23 protein-coding genes and 1 other RNA gene are annotated in these 21,464 nt (G+C 59.1%); 15 read left to right on the forward strand and 9 right to left on the reverse strand.

Annotation, left to right across the window (positions count from 1 at the left end; translation table 11 throughout):
• Window positions 1-64: 64 nt before the first annotated feature.
• Complete coding sequence (gene grpE / locus J3P84_RS23480; RefSeq protein ID WP_181287537.1) at window positions 65-631, reverse strand: nucleotide exchange factor GrpE; 567 nt, start codon at window positions 629-631, stop codon at window positions 65-67.
• Between the two features lie 240 nt (window positions 632-871).
• On the opposite strand from grpE, the gene recN reads away from it, so the two are divergent.
• Complete coding sequence (recN, locus tag J3P84_RS23485; protein WP_434626170.1) at window positions 872-2,545, forward strand: DNA repair protein RecN; 1,674 nt, start codon at window positions 872-874, stop codon at window positions 2,543-2,545.
• A 74-nt stretch (window positions 2,546-2,619) separates the two neighbouring features.
• Here recN and fur read toward each other — a convergent pair whose 3' ends face one another.
• The gene (fur, locus tag J3P84_RS23490) at window positions 2,620-3,024 is read right to left on the reverse strand and encodes a ferric iron uptake transcriptional regulator (RefSeq protein WP_305496921.1); all 405 of its coding nucleotides are present in this window, start codon (window positions 3,022-3,024) and stop codon (window positions 2,620-2,622) included.
• A gap of 97 nt (window positions 3,025-3,121) precedes the next feature.
• Here fur and bamE point away from each other — a divergent pair, with 97 nt between their 5' ends.
• Complete coding sequence (bamE, locus tag J3P84_RS23495; protein ID WP_305496923.1) at window positions 3,122-3,649, forward strand: outer membrane protein assembly factor BamE; 528 nt, start codon at window positions 3,122-3,124, stop codon at window positions 3,647-3,649.
• Between the two features lie 59 nt (window positions 3,650-3,708).
• Here bamE and J3P84_RS23500 read toward each other — a convergent pair whose 3' ends face one another.
• Genes J3P84_RS23500 through J3P84_RS23510 form a run of 3 tightly spaced genes read right to left on the reverse strand, consistent with a single transcriptional unit; the run spans window position 3,709 to window position 5,862 of the window.
• Window positions 3,709-4,011 (reverse strand): RnfH family protein, encoded by a 303-nt coding sequence (locus tag J3P84_RS23500; RefSeq protein WP_434626171.1) that lies wholly within the window; start codon window positions 4,009-4,011, stop codon window positions 3,709-3,711.
• The gene (locus tag J3P84_RS23505; RefSeq protein ID WP_305496926.1) at window positions 4,008-4,451 is read right to left on the reverse strand and encodes a type II toxin-antitoxin system RatA family toxin; all 444 of its coding nucleotides are present in this window, start codon (window positions 4,449-4,451) and stop codon (window positions 4,008-4,010) included. Before J3P84_RS23505 ends, J3P84_RS23500 begins: the two co-directional genes overlap by 4 nt.
• A gap of 7 nt (window positions 4,452-4,458) precedes the next feature.
• On the reverse strand, window positions 4,459-5,862 hold the full coding sequence (locus J3P84_RS23510; protein WP_305496927.1) for a sodium-dependent transporter: 1,404 nt from the start codon (window positions 5,860-5,862) through the stop codon (window positions 4,459-4,461).
• Window positions 5,863-5,980: 118 nt separating this feature from the next.
• Here J3P84_RS23510 and smpB point away from each other — a divergent pair, with 118 nt between their 5' ends.
• Window positions 5,981-6,463: an SsrA-binding protein SmpB gene (gene smpB / locus J3P84_RS23515; protein ID WP_030139770.1), complete on the forward strand. Its 483-nt coding sequence runs from the start codon at window positions 5,981-5,983 to the stop codon at window positions 6,461-6,463.
• A gap of 120 nt (window positions 6,464-6,583) precedes the next feature.
• Here smpB and J3P84_RS23520 read toward each other — a convergent pair whose 3' ends face one another.
• The gene (locus J3P84_RS23520; protein WP_434569863.1) at window positions 6,584-7,351 is read right to left on the reverse strand and encodes an FCD domain-containing protein; all 768 of its coding nucleotides are present in this window, start codon (window positions 7,349-7,351) and stop codon (window positions 6,584-6,586) included.
• A 263-nt stretch (window positions 7,352-7,614) separates the two neighbouring features.
• Here J3P84_RS23520 and J3P84_RS23525 point away from each other — a divergent pair, with 263 nt between their 5' ends.
• From J3P84_RS23525 to J3P84_RS23580, 12 genes are all read left to right on the forward strand, one after another.
• Complete coding sequence (locus J3P84_RS23525; protein WP_434626172.1) at window positions 7,615-9,309, forward strand: lactate permease LctP family transporter; 1,695 nt, start codon at window positions 7,615-7,617, stop codon at window positions 9,307-9,309.
• Window positions 9,310-9,459: 150 nt separating this feature from the next.
• Window positions 9,460-10,284: a (Fe-S)-binding protein gene (locus J3P84_RS23530; protein WP_434626173.1), complete on the forward strand. Its 825-nt coding sequence runs from the start codon at window positions 9,460-9,462 to the stop codon at window positions 10,282-10,284.
• Window positions 10,281-11,738: a LutB/LldF family L-lactate oxidation iron-sulfur protein gene (locus J3P84_RS23535; RefSeq protein ID WP_434569866.1), complete on the forward strand. Its 1,458-nt coding sequence runs from the start codon at window positions 10,281-10,283 to the stop codon at window positions 11,736-11,738. The genes J3P84_RS23530 and J3P84_RS23535 overlap by 4 nt, the downstream gene beginning before the upstream one ends.
• Complete coding sequence (locus J3P84_RS23540; protein ID WP_434626174.1) at window positions 11,735-12,406, forward strand: LutC/YkgG family protein; 672 nt, start codon at window positions 11,735-11,737, stop codon at window positions 12,404-12,406. Before J3P84_RS23535 ends, J3P84_RS23540 begins: the two co-directional genes overlap by 4 nt.
• Window positions 12,403-15,213 carry an FAD-binding and (Fe-S)-binding domain-containing protein gene (locus J3P84_RS23545; protein ID WP_434626175.1) on the forward strand — a complete coding sequence of 937 codons (2,811 nt, stop codon included), beginning with the start codon at window positions 12,403-12,405 and terminating at the stop codon, window positions 15,211-15,213. Before J3P84_RS23540 ends, J3P84_RS23545 begins: the two co-directional genes overlap by 4 nt.
• A gap of 122 nt (window positions 15,214-15,335) precedes the next feature.
• Entirely contained in the window at window positions 15,336-15,626 is a 291-nt protein-coding gene (locus tag J3P84_RS23550; protein ID WP_434569869.1) for a hypothetical protein, read from the forward strand.
• 93 nt (window positions 15,627-15,719) lie between these two features.
• Window positions 15,720-16,113: a transfer-messenger RNA gene (ssrA, locus tag J3P84_RS23555) on the forward strand.
• Window positions 16,114-16,382: 269 nt separating this feature from the next.
• Window positions 16,383-16,751 (forward strand): hypothetical protein, encoded by a 369-nt coding sequence (locus tag J3P84_RS23560; protein WP_434626176.1) that lies wholly within the window; start codon window positions 16,383-16,385, stop codon window positions 16,749-16,751.
• 303 nt (window positions 16,752-17,054) lie between these two features.
• Window positions 17,055-17,273 (forward strand): helix-turn-helix transcriptional regulator, encoded by a 219-nt coding sequence (locus tag J3P84_RS23565; protein WP_434626177.1) that lies wholly within the window; start codon window positions 17,055-17,057, stop codon window positions 17,271-17,273.
• Window positions 17,274-17,345: 72 nt separating this feature from the next.
• On the forward strand, window positions 17,346-17,621 hold the full coding sequence (locus J3P84_RS23570) for a helix-turn-helix domain-containing protein (protein ID WP_434631505.1): 276 nt from the start codon (window positions 17,346-17,348) through the stop codon (window positions 17,619-17,621).
• Between the two features lie 166 nt (window positions 17,622-17,787).
• Window positions 17,788-17,997 (forward strand): hypothetical protein, encoded by a 210-nt coding sequence (locus J3P84_RS23575; protein ID WP_434569151.1) that lies wholly within the window; start codon window positions 17,788-17,790, stop codon window positions 17,995-17,997.
• Between the two features lie 89 nt (window positions 17,998-18,086).
• The gene (locus J3P84_RS23580) at window positions 18,087-18,878 is read left to right on the forward strand and encodes a hypothetical protein (RefSeq protein WP_434626178.1); all 792 of its coding nucleotides are present in this window, start codon (window positions 18,087-18,089) and stop codon (window positions 18,876-18,878) included.
• Window positions 18,879-19,294: 416 nt separating this feature from the next.
• Here the strand turns inward: J3P84_RS23580 and J3P84_RS23585 are convergent, their stop codons facing one another.
• The 3 genes from J3P84_RS23585 to J3P84_RS23595 are packed head-to-tail and all read right to left on the reverse strand — an operon-like array spanning window position 19,295 to window position 21,433.
• On the reverse strand, window positions 19,295-19,807 hold the full coding sequence (locus J3P84_RS23585; protein WP_434626179.1) for a lysis protein: 513 nt from the start codon (window positions 19,805-19,807) through the stop codon (window positions 19,295-19,297).
• Complete coding sequence (locus tag J3P84_RS23590; protein WP_434626180.1) at window positions 19,804-20,337, reverse strand: glycoside hydrolase family 19 protein; 534 nt, start codon at window positions 20,335-20,337, stop codon at window positions 19,804-19,806. Before J3P84_RS23590 ends, J3P84_RS23585 begins: the two co-directional genes overlap by 4 nt.
• Before the next feature lie 55 nt (window positions 20,338-20,392).
• Complete coding sequence (locus tag J3P84_RS23595; protein ID WP_434626181.1) at window positions 20,393-21,433, reverse strand: acyltransferase family protein; 1,041 nt, start codon at window positions 21,431-21,433, stop codon at window positions 20,393-20,395.
• Window positions 21,434-21,464 lie beyond the last annotated feature (31 nt).

Genomic DNA, 21,464 nt, shown 5'->3' on the forward strand with positions numbered 1-21,464 from the left:
AGTGGTGGCTAACTGCGGTAGTACTTAAACGCTTGACTTCTTAATGGGGCCGTTGCGCCCGATTTCAAGCCTGCTCATCGATAGAAGGCGAAACCGGCGCTGGCGCCTTGCTGACCACAACCATGGCCGGGCGCAGCAAGCGGCCGTTGAGCAGGTAGCCCTTCTGGAATACTTTCAGCACGCTGTTCGGCTCGACGTCGGCACTTTCCTGCATCGCCATGGCCTGGTGGTGCTCGGCGTTGAAGGGTTCACCGTGGGGATCGATCGCTTCAAGCTGATAACGCTTGAGGGTGTCCTGGAACATTTTCAGCGTCAGCTCGATGCCTTCACGCATCGGACGGATGTTCTCGTCGTCCGGGTTGGACAGCTCCAGGCCGCGCTCCAGGCTGTCGATGATCGGCAGCAGGTCGCCGGCGAAACGCTCCAGGGCGAATTTGTGGGCCTTTTCCACGTCTTGCTCGGCGCGGCGGCGGACATTCTGCAGGTCGGCTGCTACGCGCAACGCCTGATCCTGAGCACCGGCCAGTTGCTCTTCGAGCACTTGTACACGAGCCGACAGGTCTTCGCCCGAATCCTGGGGAGCCTGATTGGCGTCTAGATTTTGCGTATCCTGCGTCTGTTCGTCAGCCATAGATTTCTCCTTTCAACTTCGTCCGCGAGCTCGACTCGCGCTTCTGCCCCGGTATATGGGGCCACGTTTTTCAGCTTCAAGGGCCGCGCGACGAATTAACCTTACAAAAAACAGCTGCATATCATTCCCGGCAGCGCTAAAAAATCACGCAATCCAAGCAAATCGAGCTAAGCCCGGGCATTGTCAGCTCGCGACAAAACACTGTATAAATAACCAGACCTAATGCCTGGGAGCGGCCTTATGCTGGTGCACCTGTCCGTACACAACTACGCCATCGTCGAACATCTCGACCTCGAACTCGACCGGGGCATGAGCGTGATTACCGGTGAAACCGGCGCTGGCAAATCGATCATGCTCGATGCCCTCGGGCTGACCCTTGGCGATCGTGCCGACAGCGGCGTGGTGCGCCCCGGGGCGGACAAGGCCGACATCCTGGCGACGTTCGACCTGGTCGATATTCCCGAAGCCAGCGCATGGCTGGCCGAACGGGACCTGGACACCGACAGCCTGTGCATCCTGCGCCGGGTCATCACCGCCGAAGGCCGCTCCCGAGGCTATATCAATGGCACCCCGTGCCCGCTGGGTGACCTGAAGGCACTCGGTGAGCTGCTGATCGATATTCACAGCCAGCACGAACACCAGTCCCTGCTCAAGACCGATACCCATCGCCGTCTGCTCGACGAATACGCCGGAGCCACCGACCTGGCCCGCCAGGTTCACCTGGCAGCCCAACGCTGGCGCCAGACCCGGCAGGAGCTGGACCGACTCGCCAATTCCGGCGACGAGCAACGCGCCCGCCACCAACTCTTGAGCTACCAGCTCGAAGAGCTGGAGAACCTGGCCCTGGGTGAAAACGAACTGGAGGAGCTGGAACAGGAACACAAGAACCTGACCAACGCCGAAGCACTGCTGGGCGTCTGCCGCCAGGTAGTCGAACAATGCAGCGAAAGCGACTCGGGCAATGTGCTCAGCGCATTGACGGCGAGCCTGAACCGGCTCTCCAGCGTCAGCAATTCGGTAGGCGCCCTGAGCGAGGCCAGCAACCTGCTGACCAGCGCACAGATCCAGGTCGAGGAAGCCGTCGGGGAACTGAACCGGTTCCTGGATCATTTCGATGCCGACCCCGCGCGCCTGCAATACCTGGAAGAACGCCTGGACACTATCTATACGCTTGCACGCAAGCACCGCGTCCAGCCAACCGAAGTCGTCGAACTGCAGCAACGCCTGCTGGAAGAACTGGAAACCCTGAACGCCAACGACGAATCCATCGAGCGACTCGCAGATGAGCTGGCTTCCTACGCGCGGCATTACCAGGAAAAGGCCAGGGAACTCAGCGAGCTGCGCCGCAAGGCCGCCACCGGCCTGGCCGGTGCCGTGGAGCAGGAAATCCAGCGCCTTGGCATGCCAGGCGGCCGATTTACCATCGAACTGCGCCCCAACGCCGGCGACGAGCTTCAGCCCAATGGCTTGGAACAAGTGGAGCTACTGGTCAGTGCCAACCCCGGGCAACCGCTCAAGGCCCTGGCAAAAGTGGCGTCCGGCGGTGAGTTGTCGCGCATCAGCCTGGCCATCCAGGTCATCACGGCGCAGACATCCCGTGTACCGACATTGGTCTTCGACGAAGTCGACGTGGGCATTGGCGGCCCGACAGCGGAGATCGTCGGTCAATTGCTGCGCAGGCTGGGTGAGCGCGGGCAGGTATTGACGGTGACTCACCTGCCTCAGGTCGCAGCCCAAGGCCATCAGCATTTGTTCGTGCACAAGGTGCGTGGCGAAGACGCGACTCGCACCGCCGTCTCCAAGCTCGACAAGAACGAGCGCGTGGAAGAAGTGGCACGGATGCTGGGAGGCATCGACCTGACCAAGGAATCCCTGGCTCATGCCAAAAAAATGGTGGTTGCGGCAAAAAGCTGAAAGCGCTGTAAAGCAAGAAGGCGACCCGAGGGTCGCCTTCTTTCGTTTTGCGGGCTTTCGCCTACGTGACGAACTTACTTGCGCTTGCGGACATGCAAGACGAGATGGTGATCGATCAAATCGAAGCCATACTCGTCAGCAATCGCCTTTTGCAGCTTTTCGATTTCAGGACTGACGAACTCGATTACCTCGCGAGTCTCTACATCCACCATGTGGTCATGGTGCTCCCCGTCCGCCAATTCGAAGACAGCATGACCGCCATCAAAATTATGACGAGCCACCAGTCCCGCCGCCTCGAATTGGGTCAATACACGGTAAACCGTGGCCAGACCGACGTCCTCGCCAGCTTCCATGAGCGCCTTGTAGACGTCTTCGGCACTCATGTGGCGTTGCTCGGCGGAATCGAGCATTTGCAGAATCTTGACCCTTGGCAGGGTCACTTTGAGGCCGGCTTTGCGTAGTTCGCTATTTTCAACCATGGTCAGCTTTCTCGCGATGCTGCTTCGCAGCTTCTCTTAATGCGGGTATGATCGGCGTTTACGTTGTCCCAGCCAAGATAGTGGAAGTCGCCCACCGATGCAAAACACCAAGCTCTTGCTAACCAGTTTCACCTTCGTGGGACTGCTCGCACTCGCCGGTTGTTCATTCCCCGGGGTTTACAAAATCGACATCCAGCAGGGCAATGTCGTCACGCAGGACATGATAGACCAGTTACGCCCGGGAATGACCCGTCGGCAAGTACGGTTTATCATGGGCAACCCCCTGCTGACCGACACGTTCCATGCCGATCGCTGGGATTACCTGTACAGCCTGCAGCCAGGCGGTGGTGAACGGCAACAGGAACGCATCAGCGTTATCTTCAATGCCAATGACCAACTTGTCAGCCTGTCGGGTGATTTCATGCCTGGTGTGAGCCGCGATGAGGCCATCATGGGCAAGGACAGCGGTACGACCGTCACCGACCCGACCCAGAATGCCGAACAGCCGAAACCGGAAAAACCGGCCAAGCCAGGTTCGTTGCTGGATCAGATCCAGAAGGATGTGGACAACGTCGAGACCGTACCTGTCCCGACGCCCGAGCCTCTGGACACCTCGCCGCAATAAATTGCGACAACAAAAAACCCGGCATGCCGGGTTTTTTATTGCCTGCAATTAGGCGCTGCTTACTGATCCGCCTGACGCGCCTGAGCAGCCTTGGCCGCTCGCAGACGACGAATTTCTTTCGGATCAGCCAGCAACGGTCGATAAATTTCGAGCCGATCACAAGCTTGCACCGCTTGCTGATCCGGATCGGCGACCACCTTGCCAAAAATACCGATCGGACACGCGCTCAAGTCCAGCTCCGGAAAATCCTCGGCAATACCCGACGCCAACAGCGCAGCGCGAACGCTGGTACCTTCGGGCACTGAACATGTGCGCAAGACCTGGCGGTCGACGCTGGCATGCACCACTTCAATTTCGATCAACGCTTGAGCTCGGCGTTCTGTTTGGCGCGTTGGCAGAACGCATCGACCAGCGTATTGGCCGCCTGGTTGAACAGCGGCCCCAAGGTCGCCCGCACGATTGGCCCCGCGTAGTCGAACGACAGATCCAGGCTGATCTTGCAGGCCTTTTCCCCGAGCGGCTTGAACACCCAGACACCATGGAGCTGATTGAACGGCCCCTCTTCGAGGTTCATTTCGATCGACTGCCCCGGCACCAAGGTGTTACGCGTGACGAAGTGCTGGCTCAATCCGCCCTTGGCCACATTGAGACTGGCGCGCATGTGGGTTTCGGAGCTTTCAAGTACCTCGGCGGACGAGCACCAAGGCAGGAACTCCGGATAACTCGCCACATCGTTGACCAGGTCGTACAGCGCCTGCGCCGGGTAGGGCAGCAAGGCCGAGCGTTGAATATGTGTCGTCATGTAAGCGTCACTTCCACAGCTGGGCGGCAAACACTACCAGGATGCCGATGGGCGCCACATAGCGCATCAAGAACAGACTCAAGGCGAACACCACCGGGCTGCGCAGCGACAGCTCATCACGCACCGCGTCACGCCCCATGATCCACCCTGCAAACACCACGAAACACAATCCACCCAAAGGCAGCATGATCCGCGACGTGAAGAAATCAATCACTCCGAAGAAATCCAGCCCTCCGGTCGCTCCCCACTGATAGAGGTGGAACAGACCGCCTTCGTTCACGAAAAACTTTGCCTGCTTCCATATATTGAAGGAAAACACCGTACCCAATCCCACGAACCAGCAGGTGAAGGCCAGCCAGAAAGTGACCCAGGCGCGGCTCAGGCGGGTACGTTCAACCAGATAAGCGACCATCGGTTCGAGCAAGGAAATGGCCGAACTCCAGGCAGCGACTGCCACCAGGACAAAAAACACCACGCCCATGACCTGGCCGAACGGCATGCTACCGAAGGCGAAAGGCAGGCTGACGAACATCAGCCCCGGCCCTTCACTGGGGTTCAGGCCTGCGGCGAAGACAATCGGGAACAACGCCACCCCTGCGAGCAGCGATACAAAGGTATCCAGCAACGCAACGCCGAAGACAGTCCTGGTCAGCGAGGCGTTCTTGGGCATGTAGGCGCCATAGATCATGATCGAGCCGACGCCAACGCTCAGGGAGAAAAACGCATGCCCCATGGCCGGCAGCAGCCCGTCCATGACTTTCTCCGGCTGGAAGTCGAACATGAAATGCACGCCCTCCATGAAATGTCCGGTGGTCATGCTGTAGCCCAGCAGCACCAGGATCATCACGAACAGCAGCGGCATCATGATCCGCAGGCTGCGCTCAAGCCCGGCGACCACGCCTCGGGCGATCACTACGGCCGAGAGCACCATGAACAGCGTGTGCCACAGTGTCAGCCTCCAAGGGTCGGCGATCACGTTGCCGAAGTAGGCGCCGACCTGATCGGGCGTCGCCCCCTGGAAATCTCCCCGGCCCATATCGATGATGTAATCCAGGGACCAGCCGCCAACCACACTGTAGAAAGAAAGAATCAACAGTGCCGTGACCATTCCGGCGAACGCTCCCCACGACCACCTGGCCGAATGGCCCGCCTCCGTCGCCAGCACCTTCAAGGCATTGGCCGGGCTTTGCCGGGCGCGACGACCGATCAGTGTTTCGGCCAACATGACCGGCGCACCGATCAGGGCGATGCATGCCAGGAACATCAATACGAAGGCACCGCCGCCGTAGACGCCGACCATGTACGGAAACTTCCAGATACTACCCAGCCCCACGGCCGAACCGGTCGCAGCGAATATGAAGACCCAGCGGCTAGCCCAACTGCCGTGGACAGAAACCTTGTCTGTCGACATCGTGATCACGCCCAAGCGTTCAAAAAAGAGGCCGCATTGTCCGGGATTCATTCAACCTGCTCAAGCATGCTGCTTCACCGTAGCCGACACGCACGCAACTGCCTATAATGCCGCCCCTATGGCTAAACAGAAGAAACACCCCACAGGGACCATCGCGCAAAACAAAAAGGCGCGACACGATTACTTCATCGAACAGCGTTTCGAGGCTGGCATGGTCCTGGCCGGCTGGGAAGTAAAAAGCTTGCGTGCCGGCAAGGCGCAACTGGTCGACAGTTACGTCCTGCTCAAGGACGGCGAAGCCTGGCTGCTGGGCAGCCACATCACGCCGCTGACCACCGCCAGCACCCACGTCATTGCCGATCCTGTGCGCTCGCGCAAACTGCTGCTCAACAAGCGGGAGCTGGAGAAGCTCTTCGCCTCCGTGCAGCAGAAGGGTTATGCCTGCGTCTGTACCTCGCTGTACTGGAGCAAGCATTTGATCAAGTGCGAAATTGCACTGGGCAAGGGCAAGAAGGAATACGACAAGCGCGACACCGAGCGCGAACGCGATGCCGGGCGCGAGTTGCAGCGCGCGGTGCGTAACAAGGGCAAGGAAGACTAGCCCGACCGCGAGCCACTGTGGGAGCGAGCTTGCTCGCGATGGCATCGGCATATCTTGCATTGATGTGTCAGACAGACCGCCATCGCGAGCAAGCTCGCTCCCACACGATCCGCAACAGGGCTACATCCCCTTGCGCCGCTCCGCCCGGGCAACCCGCTGCACTTCCTGACGCACCTCTTCCAGCACCTCCTGCACATACAGGATATGTCGGCTGGAAACCTCCCGCGCCAACTCGGCGTGACCATCCATGATGGCTTGATACAACTCCCGATGCTGACTGATCAGCATGTCGCGGGTCTCGCTGCGCTGTTTGTACATGCCGCCGATATTGGTCACCACGTTGCGCTTGAGCAGGTCGAACAAGCCGCGAATGGTGTGCAGCAAAACCGCGTTATGACTGGCCTCGGCGATCGCCAGGTGAAAGCGCGCATCCGCCGCGCCCTCCTCCGCCCGACTCACCTGTTCGTGACGCGAGTAACAATCCTGCAACTCATCGAACGCCGCTGTCAGCCGCTCGCGATCGACCTCGGTAGCCCGCAATGCTGCGTAATAAGCGCAGGACGCCTCCAAGGTATGCCGGAACTCCAATAGATCACGCTGTGCTTCGGGATTGCTTTCCAGGAGCTGAAGCAGCGGATCACTGAACGTCGAGCCCAACGACTCCACCACATAGTTGCCGCCGCCCTGACGACTGATCAGCAAACCCTTGGCCGTCAGCTTCTGGATCGCCTCACGCAACGAAGGGCGTGACACACCGAACTGCTCGGCCAGGGTCCGTTCGGCCGGCAATCGCTCGCCGGACTTCAACGTGCCCTCGAGGATCATGCCTTCAAGCCGCTCGACAATATCGTCAGACAAACGGCGCTGACGAATCTGATCAAACCCCATAACTCGATTCTCCACGGTCCCGACGGCTCGCCGGGCTCTCTATTCTGGCCCATCCGGGCCTGGTCCACACCCAACAAAAAATATTAATGCCAGCAGATCAGATGTCATCTGCACCGCTTATTCGACGAAAGTTTCAAAGCGGCAAATTGACACACGACGACCAAGGCTTTTACCCTAGCCGACAGCGCTTGTAAATTGGTATTACCAATTACCCAAAACCGCTGACCAGTGCCTGACCAACAACAATTAGGGGCTCACCCAATATGCAAACCTGGCAACAGCTTTACAGCCCGCTCGGCAGCCTAGGCTTGTCCGCACTCGCGGCCGTCATTCCCATCGTGTTTTTCTTCCTCGCCCTGGCGGTGTTTCGCCTCAAGGGGCACGTGGCGGGCAGCATCACCCTGGCCTTGGCGATTGCCGTCGCGATCTTCGCTTTCCAGATGCCGGCCGACATGGCGTTTGCCGCCGCCGGCTATGGCTTTGCCTATGGTCTTTGGCCGATTGCCTGGATCATCGTCGCCGCCGTGTTTCTCTACAAACTGACCGTCAAGAGCGGCCAGTTCGAAATCATCCGCAGCTCGGTGCTGTCGATTACCGATGACCAACGCCTGCAAGTGTTGCTGATCGGCTTCTGCTTCGGCGCATTCCTGGAAGGTGCCGCCGGTTTCGGCGCTCCCGTCGCGATTACCGCCGCGCTGCTGGTCGGCCTGGGTTTCAACCCGCTCTACGCCGCCGGCCTGTGCCTGATCGCCAACACCGCTCCGGTAGCCTTCGGCGCACTGGGTATTCCGATTATCGTTGCGGGCCAGGTCACCGGGATCGACGCTTTCAAGATCGGCGCCATGACCGGTCGCCAGCTGCCGTTGCTGTCGCTGTTCGTGCCGTTCTGGCTGGTGTTCATGATGGATGGGCTGCGCGGTGTGCGGGAAACCTGGCCGGCCGCCCTGGTAGCGGGCTTGAGTTTCGCCATCACCCAGTACTTCACTTCGAACTTCATCGGCCCGGAACTGCCGGACATCACGTCGGCCCTGGCCAGCCTGGTATCCCTGACGCTGTTCCTGAAAATCTGGCAGCCCAAGCGTACCGCCGGCGCCCAGATTGCCGGTGCAACCTCCAGCGCAGCGATCTCCGCCAGCGTCGGCGGTTTCGGCCAGCCGCGCAGCACCGTGGCTTCGCCCTACAGCCTGGGGGAAATCATCAAGGCCTGGTCACCGTTCCTGATCCTGACCGTGCTGGTGACCATCTGGACCCTGAAGCCCTTCAAGGCGATGTTCGCCGCCGGTGGCTCGATGTATGGCTGGGTGTTCAACTTCGCGATCCCGCACCTGGATCAACTGGTCATCAAGGTCGCCCCTATCGTGATCAACCCCACGGCGATTCCGGCGGTGTTCAAGCTCGATCCGATTTCGGCCACCGGCACGGCGATTTTCTTCTCGGCACTCATTTCGATGATCGTCTTGAAGATCAACTTCAGAACTGGTCTTACCACTTTGAAGGAGACCTTCTACGAACTGCGCTGGCCTATTCTGTCCATCGGCATGGTGCTGGCGTTCGCCTTCGTCACCAACTTCTCGGGCATGTCATCAACCATGGCCCTGGTATTGGCCGGAACTGGCGCAGCGTTCCCGTTCTTCTCGCCATTCCTCGGTTGGCTGGGCGTGTTCCTGACCGGCTCCGATACCTCGTCCAACGCCCTGTTCGGCTCGCTGCAAGCGACAACCGCGCACCAGATCGGTGTCAACGACACATTGCTCGTGGCAGCCAATACCAGTGGCGGCGTCACCGGCAAAATGATTTCGCCGCAATCGATCGCCGTAGCCTGCGCGGCAACCGGCCTGGTGGGCAAGGAATCGGATCTGTTCCGTTTCACCCTGAAACACAGCCTATTCTTTGCAACGATCGTCGGCTTGATCACGTTGGCCCAGGCCTACTGGTTCACCGGCATGCTGGTTCACTGAGTACTACACGAAACATTAAAAAACCCGACGCTGAAACGTGATTCGGCGTCCGCTATTCACCACCGGGTCTGCAAGGCTGCTGAAAGATTTCCTCTCTATATTCAGCAGCCTCAGCAGACGGATAACCGGGACCACCCGGAGACACGCCTGATGAGCGAGCTTTTTTACAACGCCGTGCCGAACGCGACCCGAGTCGCCCCGCCATTGCCTGAGCCGCGCCAGTATCCCAGCGAGAAACCCCGACGGGTCTATCTGTTCGGAACCTGCGTGGTGGATCTGTTCTACCCCGAAGCCGGGATGGACGCGATTCATCTGCTTGAGCGCGAAGGCATCCAGGTCGACTACCCGCAAGGCCAGACGTGCTGCGGGCAACCGGCCTACACCTCGGGGTATACCGAGCAGGCGCGGACGGTGGCGCGGGCGCAACTGGCCCTGTTTGCCGGGGATTATCCGGTGGTCGTGCCATCGGGCTCGTGTGCCGGCATGCTGCGTGAACATTACGCCGACCTGTTCAAGGACGAGCCGCAAATGCTCAAACAGGTCCAGGCCCTGGCCGCCAGGACCTATGAGCTGGCCGAGTTCCTGCTGTTCGTGTGCAAGGTGCGGTTGAATGACAGTGGCGCGCCGGTGAAGGTCGCGCTGCATACGTCCTGCTCGGCACGACGGGAAATGAATACGCACCTGCATGGTCGTGCGTTGTTGGCACAGCTGCGCAACGTGGAACGGGTTGACCACAGTCACGAAAGTGAATGCTGCGGTTTTGGTGGGACGTTCAGCGTTCGCATGCCGGATATTTCCGGCGCGATGGTGGCCGACAAGACCCGCGCGCTGAAGGAATCCGGCGCGCATCAGGTGGTCAGTGCCGACTGCGGTTGCCTGATGAACATCAACGGCGCGCTGGAAAAACAGCGCGAAGCGCTACGCGGCCAGCATCTGGCGAGCTTCCTCTGGCAGCGTACCGGAGGTGTCGCATGAGTACGCCGACGCTGATTCCGACCGTTGCAGTGCAGGAAGATTTTCGCGCCCGAGCCCACAAGGCGTTGGACGACACGCAACTGCGAAACAACTTTCGCAGCGCGATGGATTCACTGATGACAAAACGGGCAACGTCCTTCAGCGATGCCCACGAAAGAGAACACCTGCGGGTGCTGGGCAATGCTGTCCGCGCCCGCGCGTTATCCAAGCTGCCCGACCTGCTCGAGCAACTTGAAGCCAACCTGACCCGCAACGGTGTGAACGTGCACTGGGCGGAAACGGTGGACGAGGCCAATGGCATCGTCCTCTCGATCATCCGCGCTCACGAGGCGCGGCAAGTGATCAAGGGCAAATCGATGGTCAGCGAAGAGATGGAGATGAACCATTTCCTCGAGGCTCGGGACATTGAATGTCTCGAATCCGATATGGGGGAATACATCGTCCAGCTCGACCACGAGAAGCCTTCACACATAATCATGCCGGCAATCCACAAGAATGCCGGTCAGGTCGCGTCCTTGTTCCATGACAAACTTGGCGTGGAGTACACCAAGGACGTCGACCAACTCATTCAGATCGGTCGCAAGGTCTTGCGGCAGAAATTCTTCGAAGCCGACGTCGGCGTTTCCGGTGTCAACTTCGCCGTCGCCGAAACCGGCACGCTGCTGCTGGTGGAAAACGAAGGCAACGGGCGGATGTCGACCACGGTGCCGCCGGTGCACATTGCCGTGACCGGCATTGAAAAAGTCGTGGAGAACCTGCGGGACGTCGTGCCGCTGCTCTCGCTGCTGACCCGCTCTGCCCTTGGTCAGCCGATCACCACCTACGTCAACATGATCTCCGGCCCGCGCAAGGCAAACGAACTGGACGGGCCGCAGGAAGTTCACCTGGTCCTGCTCGACAACGGTCGCAGCCAGGCGTTTGCCGACAGTGAGCTGCGCCAGACCCTGAACTGCATTCGCTGCGGCGCCTGTATGAACCATTGCCCGGTCTACACCCGAATCGGTGGCCATGCCTACGGCGAGGTTTACCCGGGACCTATCGGAAAAATCATCACGCCGCACATGGTCGGCCTGGCCAAAGTGCCGGATCACCCGAGCGCGTCTTCGCTGTGCGGTGCCTGCGGCGAAGTGTGCCCGGTGAAGATTCCGATCCCGGCCCTGCTACGACGGCTGCGAGAAGAAAACGTCAAGGCGCCGGACAGCCCCAACCCGGTCATGCGCGGCCAGGGCAGCAAGTATTCGGCCAAGGAGCGCTTCATCTGGAATGCCTGGGCCCGGCTCAACAGCTCGCCACGGCTGTACCGGCTGTTCGCTTTCCTCGCCACGCGCCTGCGCGGCCTGACACCGCAGAACGTCGGCCCCTGGACCCAGAACCACAGCGCCCCGAAACCCGCCGCCCGCTCGTTGCATGACCTGGCCCGCGACCACCTGACCCCGCAGGGAGACCGCCGATGAGCGCCAAGGGAAATATCCTCGCCAAGCTGCGTAAAAGCCTGACCGGCACCACGCCCGTTGCCGACAACTACGACGTCGAACTGGTGACACAGACCTACCGCTACGCGCCCGAGGAACGCATTCCACAATTGCGCAAGCTGATGGAAGCGGTGCACACCGAAATTCACCTGACGTCCGGCGAAGCCTGGCCGACGCTGCTGGCGCAACTGCTGCGCGACCGGCAACTGCCGAGCCTGCTGATCGCACCGACAACGCCCCACGGGCAAAAAATCGTACGGTTCTGGGCGAACAATCCTGGCCTTCCTGCGCTCAAGGCCTACGATCGGCCGGTGGAGGAATGGAAAGCCGAGCTGTTCAACGATACGCCTGCCAGCCTGACCGGCACCCTCGGAGCCATCGCCGCAACCGGTAGCCTGATTCTCTGGCCTACGCGGGAGGAACCGCGCCTGATGAGCCTCGTCCCGCCGGTGCACTTCGCCTTGCTCAAGGCCAGCGAAATCCGTGACAACTTTTATGAAGTGCAGCAGGAATTCGAATGGGCCCAAGGCATGCCGACCAACGCCCTGTTGGTGTCGGGCCCGTCAAAGACCGCCGACATCGAGCAGGTCCTGGCCTACGGCGCCCATGGACCAAAGGATCTGGTGGTGCTGATTCTGGAGGACCAATGACGCTTCCGGCCCCTTTCCTGCGCGACGTATACCAACTGATCCCGGAGAAACGACGCTTCGACGACCCGTTGTCGACCCTGGCCTTCGGCACCGATGCGAGCTTTTATCGGCTGATTCCGAAACTGGTGGTACGCGTCGAAAGCGAAGACGAAGTCATCGCCCTGCTGCAGCTGGCCCAGCGCGACCGGGTTCCGGTGACCTTCCGTGCGGCCGGCACCAGCCTGTCCGGCCAAGCCATCAGCGACTCAGTGCTGATTGTGCTCGGGGACAACTGGAACGGCCGGGAAATTCGCGAGCAAGGCACACAGATCCGTTTGCAACCCGGCGTGATCGGCGCCCAGGCCAACGCCTGGCTGGCCCCGTTCGGGCGCAAGATCGGCCCGGATCCGGCGTCGATCAACGCCTGCAAGATTGGCGGCATCGTCGCCAACAACGCCAGCGGCATGTGCTGCGGCACGGCGCAGAACACCTATCACACCCTGGCCGGCATTCGCCTGGTACTCGCCGATGGCACGCGCCTGGACACCGAAGACGCCGCCAGCGTGGCGGCATTCAGGGCGAGCCACGGCGAACTGCTGGAGCAGCTGGCAACCCTTGGCCACGAGACCCGCGCCAACACGGAGCTCGCCGCCCGAATTCGCCACAAATACCGTCTGAAAAATACCACCGGCCTGTCGCTCAATGCCCTGGTGGATTTCGACGAGCCGGTGGATATCCTCAGCCATCTGCTGGTGGGCTCTGAAGGCACCTTGGGATTCATCAGCGCGGTGACCTACAACACCGTTATCGACCACCCGAACAAAGCCTCGGCACTGATCGTGTTTCCGGATGTGGAGACCTGCTGCAACGCCGTGACCGTACTGAAAAGCCAGCCGGTCTCCGCCGTTGAGCTGCTGGACCGCCGCAGCCTGCGCTCAGTGCAGGACAAGCCGGGCATGCCGGATTTCGTACAGCACCTGTCGAACAATGCCTGCGCGCTGCTGATCGAATCCCGCGCCGCTTCGTCATCGTTACTACAGGAACAACTGACCCGGATCATGGCTTCTCTGGCGGCTTTCCCGGTGGAAAGGCAAGTCGACTTCACCGAGGACCCGCGAGAAAACGCCCGCCTGTGGGCCATCCGCAAAGACACCTTCCCCGCCGTAGGCGCGGTGCGCAAGACCGGAACCACGGTCATCATCGAAGACGTGACCTTCCCGGTCGAGCAACTGGCCGCTGGCGTGAATCGCCTGATCGCCCTGTTCGACAAACATCACTACGACGAAGCGATCCTTTTCGGACACGCACTGGAAGGCAATCTGCACTTTGTCTTCACCCAAGGCTTCAACAGCACTGAAGAAGTCGCACGCTACCAGGCGTTCATGGATGACGTAGCGCAACTGGTGGCGGTGGAATTCGGCGGCTCGCTGAAAGCCGAACACGGCACCGGCCGCAACATGGCACCGTTCGTTGAGTTGGAATGGGGCACTGATGCCTATCAATTGATGTGGCAGCTCAAGCGCTTGCTCGACCCCAACGGCATCCTCAACCCGGACGTCGTGCTCAGCGAGGACCCGCAGATCCACCTCAAGCACCTCAAGCCATTGCCGGCAGCTGATGAGATTGTCGACAAGTGCATCGAGTGCGGCTTCTGCGAGCCGGTGTGTCCCTCCAAGGACCTGACCTTGAGCCCGCGCCAGCGCATCGTGATCTGGCGCGACATTCAAGCGAAAAAGCGCGCCGGTATCGATACCTCCGAGCTGGAAACGGCCTATCAATACCAGGGCATCGATACCTGTGCCGCCACGGGCCTTTGCGCCCAACGCTGTCCTGTAGGCATCAACACCGGCGAACTGGTGAAAAAACTCCGCAGCCGCACTGCGACGCGTACGAAAACCGCAGATTGGCTTGCGGGCAATTTCGCCACTGCGCTGCAAGGGGCGCGCTTTACCCTGCACGTCGCCAACGGTGCGCGAATGATGTTGGGAGCGCCGCGCCTGGCACGCTTTTCCGCCGGGCTGACGCGGCTGTCCAAAGGACAGGTCCCGCAATGGACCAACGCCATGCCGCAGCCGGAAAGGGCGATTCGGTTCAGCCCCAGCGTGTCGGACGAACGACCGAGGGTGGTTTATCTGGCGGCCTGCGTGTCGCGGGTCATGGGCCCGGCGGCGGGGGACAAAGAACAGATGTCGTTGCACGACAAGACCCGCGGGCTGCTGGAAAAAGCCGGTTACCAAGTCGTTTTCCCGGACAACGTAGACAGCCTCTGCTGCGGCCAACCCTTTGCATCCAAAGGCTACGCCGAACAGGCCGAGCACAAGCGCCAGGAACTGATCGGCGCGCTGCTGCACGCCAGCCGCGGCGGGCTCGACCCGATCTATTGCGATACCAGCCCATGTACCCTGCGCCTGGTTCAAGACTTGGGTGACGTACGCCTGGACCTGTACGACCCGGTGCGTTTCATTCGCACGCACCTGATGGATCGCCTCGACTTCATTCCCCAGGAGGCGCCCATTGCGGTGCACGTCACCTGCAGCACGCAGCACCTTGGCGAGAGCCAGGCGTTGATCGATCTGGCGCGCAGGTGCAGCAAAAACGTGGTCATTCCGGAAGGCATCCATTGCTGCGGATTTGCCGGGGACAAAGGCTTCACCACGCCGGAACTGAACGCCCACTCGTTGCGCACGCTCAAAGGCGCGGTAGAGCATTGCAGCGAAGGGATCTCCACCAGCCGGACCTGTGAGATCGGTCTTACGCAACACGGTGCGATTGATTACCACGGGCTGGTTTATCTGGTCGACCGAGTGACACGGGCCAGGGCGATGTGAAAAAAATAGAACCCTGACGAACAACGGCAGTCCATTGATCAGGTCCCGCAAACGCGGGACTTCCTCAACAGGTAGCCGCCCTGATGGCCAGCAAATGCTGCCCTTGGGTCAAGGAGAGACATATGAAACGCTCTGTGCTGTTAGGTCTGTTTGTCACTGCTTCGATGCTGGCATCACCCTCGTTTGCTGCCGGCGATTCGGACAGTCTCTGCGCCACCAACATCAAAACCATTGAGAATGCCAAGACCCAGTACCAAGGCTCGGATTCGCAAAGCCAGATCGAGGCGAGCCTTCAGCAAGCGAAGGCCCATCAAGCCTTGAAAACCAAGGAAGGCACCGAGAAATGCATCTCTGAAACCACCCAGACCATCCAAGAGATGCAGAAGACCAACAAAGACGGTAAAAACTCCTGAATGCAGTGGGCCAACCTTCGGGTTGGCCCCTGATGCGTTTTGGCGTACACTACGCAGGCCTGTCGCTCTACAGATTCACAGAGCGCCAGGTTCGGGGCCGTTTAGGATTCGACGCCGGTTGCGAAACTTTAGGTGCATGCCGAGTTGGTAACAGAACTCGTAAATCCACTGTTGCAACTTCCTATAGTTGCCAATGACGAAACCTACGGGGAATACGCTCTCGCTGCGTAAGCAGCCTTAGCCCTTCCCTTCTGGTACCTTCGGGTCCAGCAATCACCAGGGGATGTCCGTAAACCCAAAGTGATTGTCATATAGAACGGAATCGCCGTGCAGTACGTTGTGGACGAAGCGGCTAAAACTTACACAACTCGCCCAAAGCACCCTGCCCGTCGGGTCGCTGAGGGTTAACTCAATAGACACGGCTACGCATGTAGTACCGACAGCGGAGTACTGGCGGACGGGGGTTCAAATCCCCCCGGCTCCACCAAATAAGTTATATAAATCAGGCACTTAGCGTCTAACGCAAGTGCCTTTTTTGTGTCTGAATGGGTGGTTTTGGCTCGGTTATGCCAGCTTTATGACAGCCCGACAGTGACGGTCGCGAGCAGTCCGGGCCTCGCCCAGCGTAACTGGCGGACCATTGAATGACTGCTACGCTCCAATGCAGGTACGGCCCCAGTTCATCCAATCGAACCGACGCTCGCTGCGCAGCAAGAGTGGGCCGTACCTTCCCGTAAAGCGTGAAAGCGTGCGCCAATGACAAAATTACTCGTTCAACCCCGAATCCTTAGGTCCTCTCAAGCGCCTCCTTATCTGGGTATGTGCCGGGCTGAGTTCAATAAGACAGTGCGGCCAAACGTTCGGGAATTCCCGATCGGCAAACGGGGCGTCGGCTTTGATCGTGTGGAGCTTGATGCCTGGGCCGATGCGTACATTGCCGCCAACGCTATCGAAAAACATCCACCGACCTACACGACAACGCAACTGCCGGGCACCGTTGCGCAACCAATCTCGCGAGCGCAGCCCGGAGCGGCCCATTGGAAAACGGCACCCACTCACACAACCAAGGAAGAATTTGAAAGAGTGATAGAGATGATCTTGGGCAAACGAAAACGGAAGCTCTAATCAAGGTTAGAAGCATGCGTGGCCATGGGGGTTGCCGATGGATGATGAGTGTGAAGTCGTATACGTAGCAGGCCTAGGGAAAATGCTCGGGCGAACCGAGGCTTCTGTGCGGGAGGGTATCCGCCGCGGCGTGGATTGGTTGCCGAAGGGATTCAAGATGGGCGCCAGGCATTGCTGGCTCAAGGATGACGTGCGGGAGTTCCTGCGCGCCTGCCGGGATGGCGAGAACAAGACGCCGGAAGTGGGCAGGAAGCGCCGGCCGCCGCCGACGCTCGTAACTCTTCGCTGAAGAGAGAGCAGCCCATGCCAACCAGAGCCGGAACAGACAGCATCGATCGCTTCATGCGCCTTGACGAGGTACTTCACGTTACCGGCCTCGGCCGCAACACGGTTTATCGCCGCATCAGGGAAGGCACCTTCCCAAAACAGCTTAGGATAGGCCCCAATTCGGTTGCGTGGCGTCAGTCAGAGATCGCTGAATGGATGGATTCGCTCACGCCGAATGAAGATCATGCCCGGTGATGACTGCAGCCTGCTAGCTAAAAGGAGCGCACTATCTTGACGCTGATATCAATCACGGAAGCCGCGGCTCTATTGGGCATCGGTCGCACCACTGCCTATCGTCTTGCTAAGGAAGGCCGCATCCCCTGCGTACGAAGCTTTGGGCCATTAAGGGTTCACGCAGAAAGACTACAAGCTTTGGTTGATGCGGAAGCTGAAGCAAGCGTGACTTCCGCCCGACGCTCAAATTGCAACGCTGCCCCCAGCATTGCAAATCAAGCAGGAGCAAGAGGATCAAAGTCTCCAGCCCAACTCACCCAAGAACTCGACGAGCTGCTCCAGGCCAGACCGAAGAATCCGAACCTTTGATCAACCCCAGACGAATCACGAGCCAGAAAGGAGAGTGAGGATTCCGAAGAGTTCAGCTGCAACACTGCTAAGGATGGTATTAAAACCTCGCGCCCCCGGCGTTTTGCCGACCTATCGGCCCCGCCTCAGACTGCTACGCTGATTCCATTGCCAAAGGAATCGTCACGTGCCGAATTCAGACCTGCTCCCTTCCCTGCTTTACAAAATCAACGAAAACCAGCTGGCGCTCGAAGCGGCCATCTTGGAACTGTCCAACTGGGTCGAGCAGCATGGCTCGCCCGAAGTCGCCGACAACGTGCGCGGCGCCCTAGACACCATTGACCAGAACGAGGAGTTCATCAAGCTGACGCTCGCTGTGCTGATGGCGCCAGAGTGAAATAGCGCTGCTCGTCGGCTCAACCTCGCCTGCGCCTACCGCCTCGATTACTGTATATCCAAACAGTATTAAGCAAGCGAACCCCAATCATGAACGTTGAGCAGGCCAAGGCGCTGAGGATCCAGCGATGGCGCGACACCCTTGATGATCACGACTTCAGAATGCGCAACCCAGAGGCGCACCGGTCCTGCCTGCTTGAAACAAGTGCACGGTTAGCCGAGGAACGGCTGATTGATCGAATGGAACAGTTCGAGATGGATGAAATGGCGAACGCTGCGTACTGGCTCGCTGTCGAGGATCTGCACGCACAGCCCGTTATATTCAGGCCTTCATATGGATATGACGTGGTCCCGAAGGGCGGCGCACCGCGGCTTGGGACAATCTTTCATTCGATATTGACGCTCGATGCCAGCCGAGACGACCCGCGGCGCCCATACGACGGTCAAGTGTATCGGGACGAGGAAGGGCTTGCGTTGCGATACAGCTACGCCAGCACCACGGGCCGCATCGAAGGGCTGACCCTGACGCTGGATGACGGCCGGCAATTTGACCTGATCGAAACTCAGAGAATGGTTTCGGGAGTGGTATATCAGCCCATAGAAGATCCGGACGTGTACCGCTGGATGCTGGACGTCCTGCAGGTGGCCAAGGAGAACAAGCAGCTCGATATCATGCAGAAAATACGGCCCTTCTTCGAGCTGGCAAGGTTTGCCGCATGCCTGTCATGTAACGACCGGTTCGGCCGGCGGGAGGACTGCGAGACTTGCAGCGGCTTAGGCTTCATCGAGAAACCCGTCCATCTGGGAAAACTTCCAGTGCAATGCCAAGGTCAACCGAGCACGGCCAGCGAACCAGGTGAAGAACATGTGCGGCGGAGTTGAAGCAGCGGACAAGAATCGGGCGTATGAGCGGGTCAAGGTGTATTTCCCGAATCCCAAGGCAGCGTTTCCCGTGGTGCTTGAGGACGGGACGGACCTTGGATGGGTGCGGTGGGGCCGGCGCCGTGAGGAGAAAGGCACAGGCCCATCAGGGGGATGGGCGAAGCTGGAGACGGTGGAACGTGGCGGATGGGAGAAGTATCAGCCACAGCGGGCCCTGGGCCTGGTGCAACGATACATGGAGAAGGACGGCGAGCGTGTATCCCACTGGTTCGATATGAACGAAGGCTATGCCCTGGAGTGCCTGGTGCTGGGCGAGAAGGAAAACCGGCGCGTGTATGTGGTCACCACCTCCCCTCCCACAGAGTTCGCCTGGATACATGACCGGTGGCCGATGATAGGCCGGCTCCCCGGTCCTATCACTGACCCAGCGCCTTGACATACGCCTGGCACGCCTGCAGCGCGATCAACCCCCGGTCGCCGGCGTCGGTGATGGCGATAATTCTTTGAGCATGCGCTGGGTCAAGTTGGGCTCTTGTTCTTCCATGACCCATGCCGCCGGCGCCGGCGGTGGCAGGCACTGCGCTGCAACTGGCTGGATCCTGGTCGAGGAGGACTGACAGCCGTACATCAGCAGTAGCGAGGCGATCGCGAAGGCGATCTTGATCACGTTGGGCATTGGTCAGTTCCTGATAGTGTGTTTGCTCGCTGACGGATAGTTGCTTTTCCAGAGCCAGGCGCTTGCCCTGCTCTGCCTGGACCTGGTCCGCGGCAGCGCTACTGATCTTTGCCAGGTCGTCCTTATGCAGGCCGGCCTGCTTTGCAAGCTGCCCGCTATACCGCCAGTCCTGCACCGTCCATGTCGCGCCGATCGCCAGGATCAGCGCCACGGCCACGCCGGCGATCAAAAGCTTCAGGCTGGCGGGGCTCATGTCAAAACCTCCAGCGCCCGCTCATACAGAGAGCGACGTTCTTCCGCGCCGTTCTGGCCGCCATTGATCCTGCGAGTGATCTTGTCGAAGGCGCCAGCATCCGCAAGACCATTCAGCCCACGCGTAGACCAGAACCATGCCGCCGACTTGCTGGCCCACTCCGGCAGTTCCAGAAGCTCTGGCTGGTTTATCAGGTCCAGGCCCAGGGACTCGCCGCACTCGGCGTAGTTGGCTCGGCCTGTGATCTGGATCAGTCCACGCCCCCGGAACTTAAAGCCGTCCCCCTTCTCCGTGTTGCCAAGATCTTCCCTGCCCTCATAGCGGACCTGCGCTGGTGTTGGCCCCCACAGCTCACGCACGTAACGCAGATGGCCGGACTCGTGGCCGATCTGGGCAATAAATGCAGCAACGCGTTGCACGCCAACAATCTGGTATCGCCCCATGGCTGTGTTGAGGGCCGGCGCAAAAACGCCGGCTTTGGTGCCGGCGTTCGGAAGGACTTGCAGCAGCTGCTGCGCGGTAACAGGCATGGCTTTCTCCGAGCATAAAAAAACCCGCCGTAGCGGGTTATGTGACTGTTGACGCCTAAGCAGCCGCGGCTACCTTGGGCTTAATTCTTTCTTGAATTGAATGACGCATTCTTTCGATGGGCGCCTCTACTACGTAATGCAGCAGAGCTCCAAATACGACTGCCAACCCGACACCTACAAGCATCCATCCAAAACTATCGGGATGCGCAGAGCTGAGCGTCACATAGAAATACCAGTGGACCAAGTAAATGGAGAAGCTCCACGCCCCGAGCTTATTCATAATCGCGGACTGGAGTATCGCGCCAATCACCCCTTTGCCGTCAGCAAGGGCAACGATGAACAACCCCCAAAACAGGCTCAAATATACGAACTTGTTTTGAAGCCATTTATCCATGGGCATATCGAAAAGAACATTCCGCATGAACGGACTTGACAATACCATCAGGCAGATAACAGCGACACCTACAAAATCCGCCAATGCTGGCTTCACTGATTCTCGATAGTACTCAAAAGACACAGCGAAATAACAGCCCAGGGTGAAGCTCGATAGATACCATCTAGTGGAAATGCTATTTTCAGTAGTCGCCCAGTAGGGCCAAAATCCCTGCTGCAAAGCAATCAAAATCACCGCCAAGGAAAGAGTTGCCGCATGACCGCCAAACGCCTTAGCCCTTACCAGACCAAATGCAACGACAGGCAGAACCACATAGAACTTAAACTCAACAGGAATAGTCCACAAATGCGCAAATCCTTGCGTTAATAGGATCGCATTCTTTGCATCCGTTCCAGTGACTATATTTGCGGTGCCGAGAAAGTAATACAGACACACCACTATTGCAAACAGCGGCATGATCCTCAAAACCCTACCCAACCCGTATACCAAAATCGCATAAAACGAGAAACCAGTCCTCTCAAATTTGCTTGTCAACAAAAAAGCACTTAGCACGAAGAATAGCCAAACGCCGATTTTCCCAGTTCCAGCTAGCGGCATATAAGTTGAGCTGAAAAACATCGCAGCCGCATGAACACACAGCACGATAATACAAGCAAACCCTCTGATCCCATCTGCGCCAGCGTAACGAATACTATCGTTCATGATGCCCTCACATTTCGTGAAAACATTGAAG

The organism is Pseudomonas sp. Z1-29, from assembly GCF_051131995.1.
Lineage (GTDB): Bacteria > Pseudomonadota > Gammaproteobacteria > Pseudomonadales > Pseudomonadaceae > Aquipseudomonas.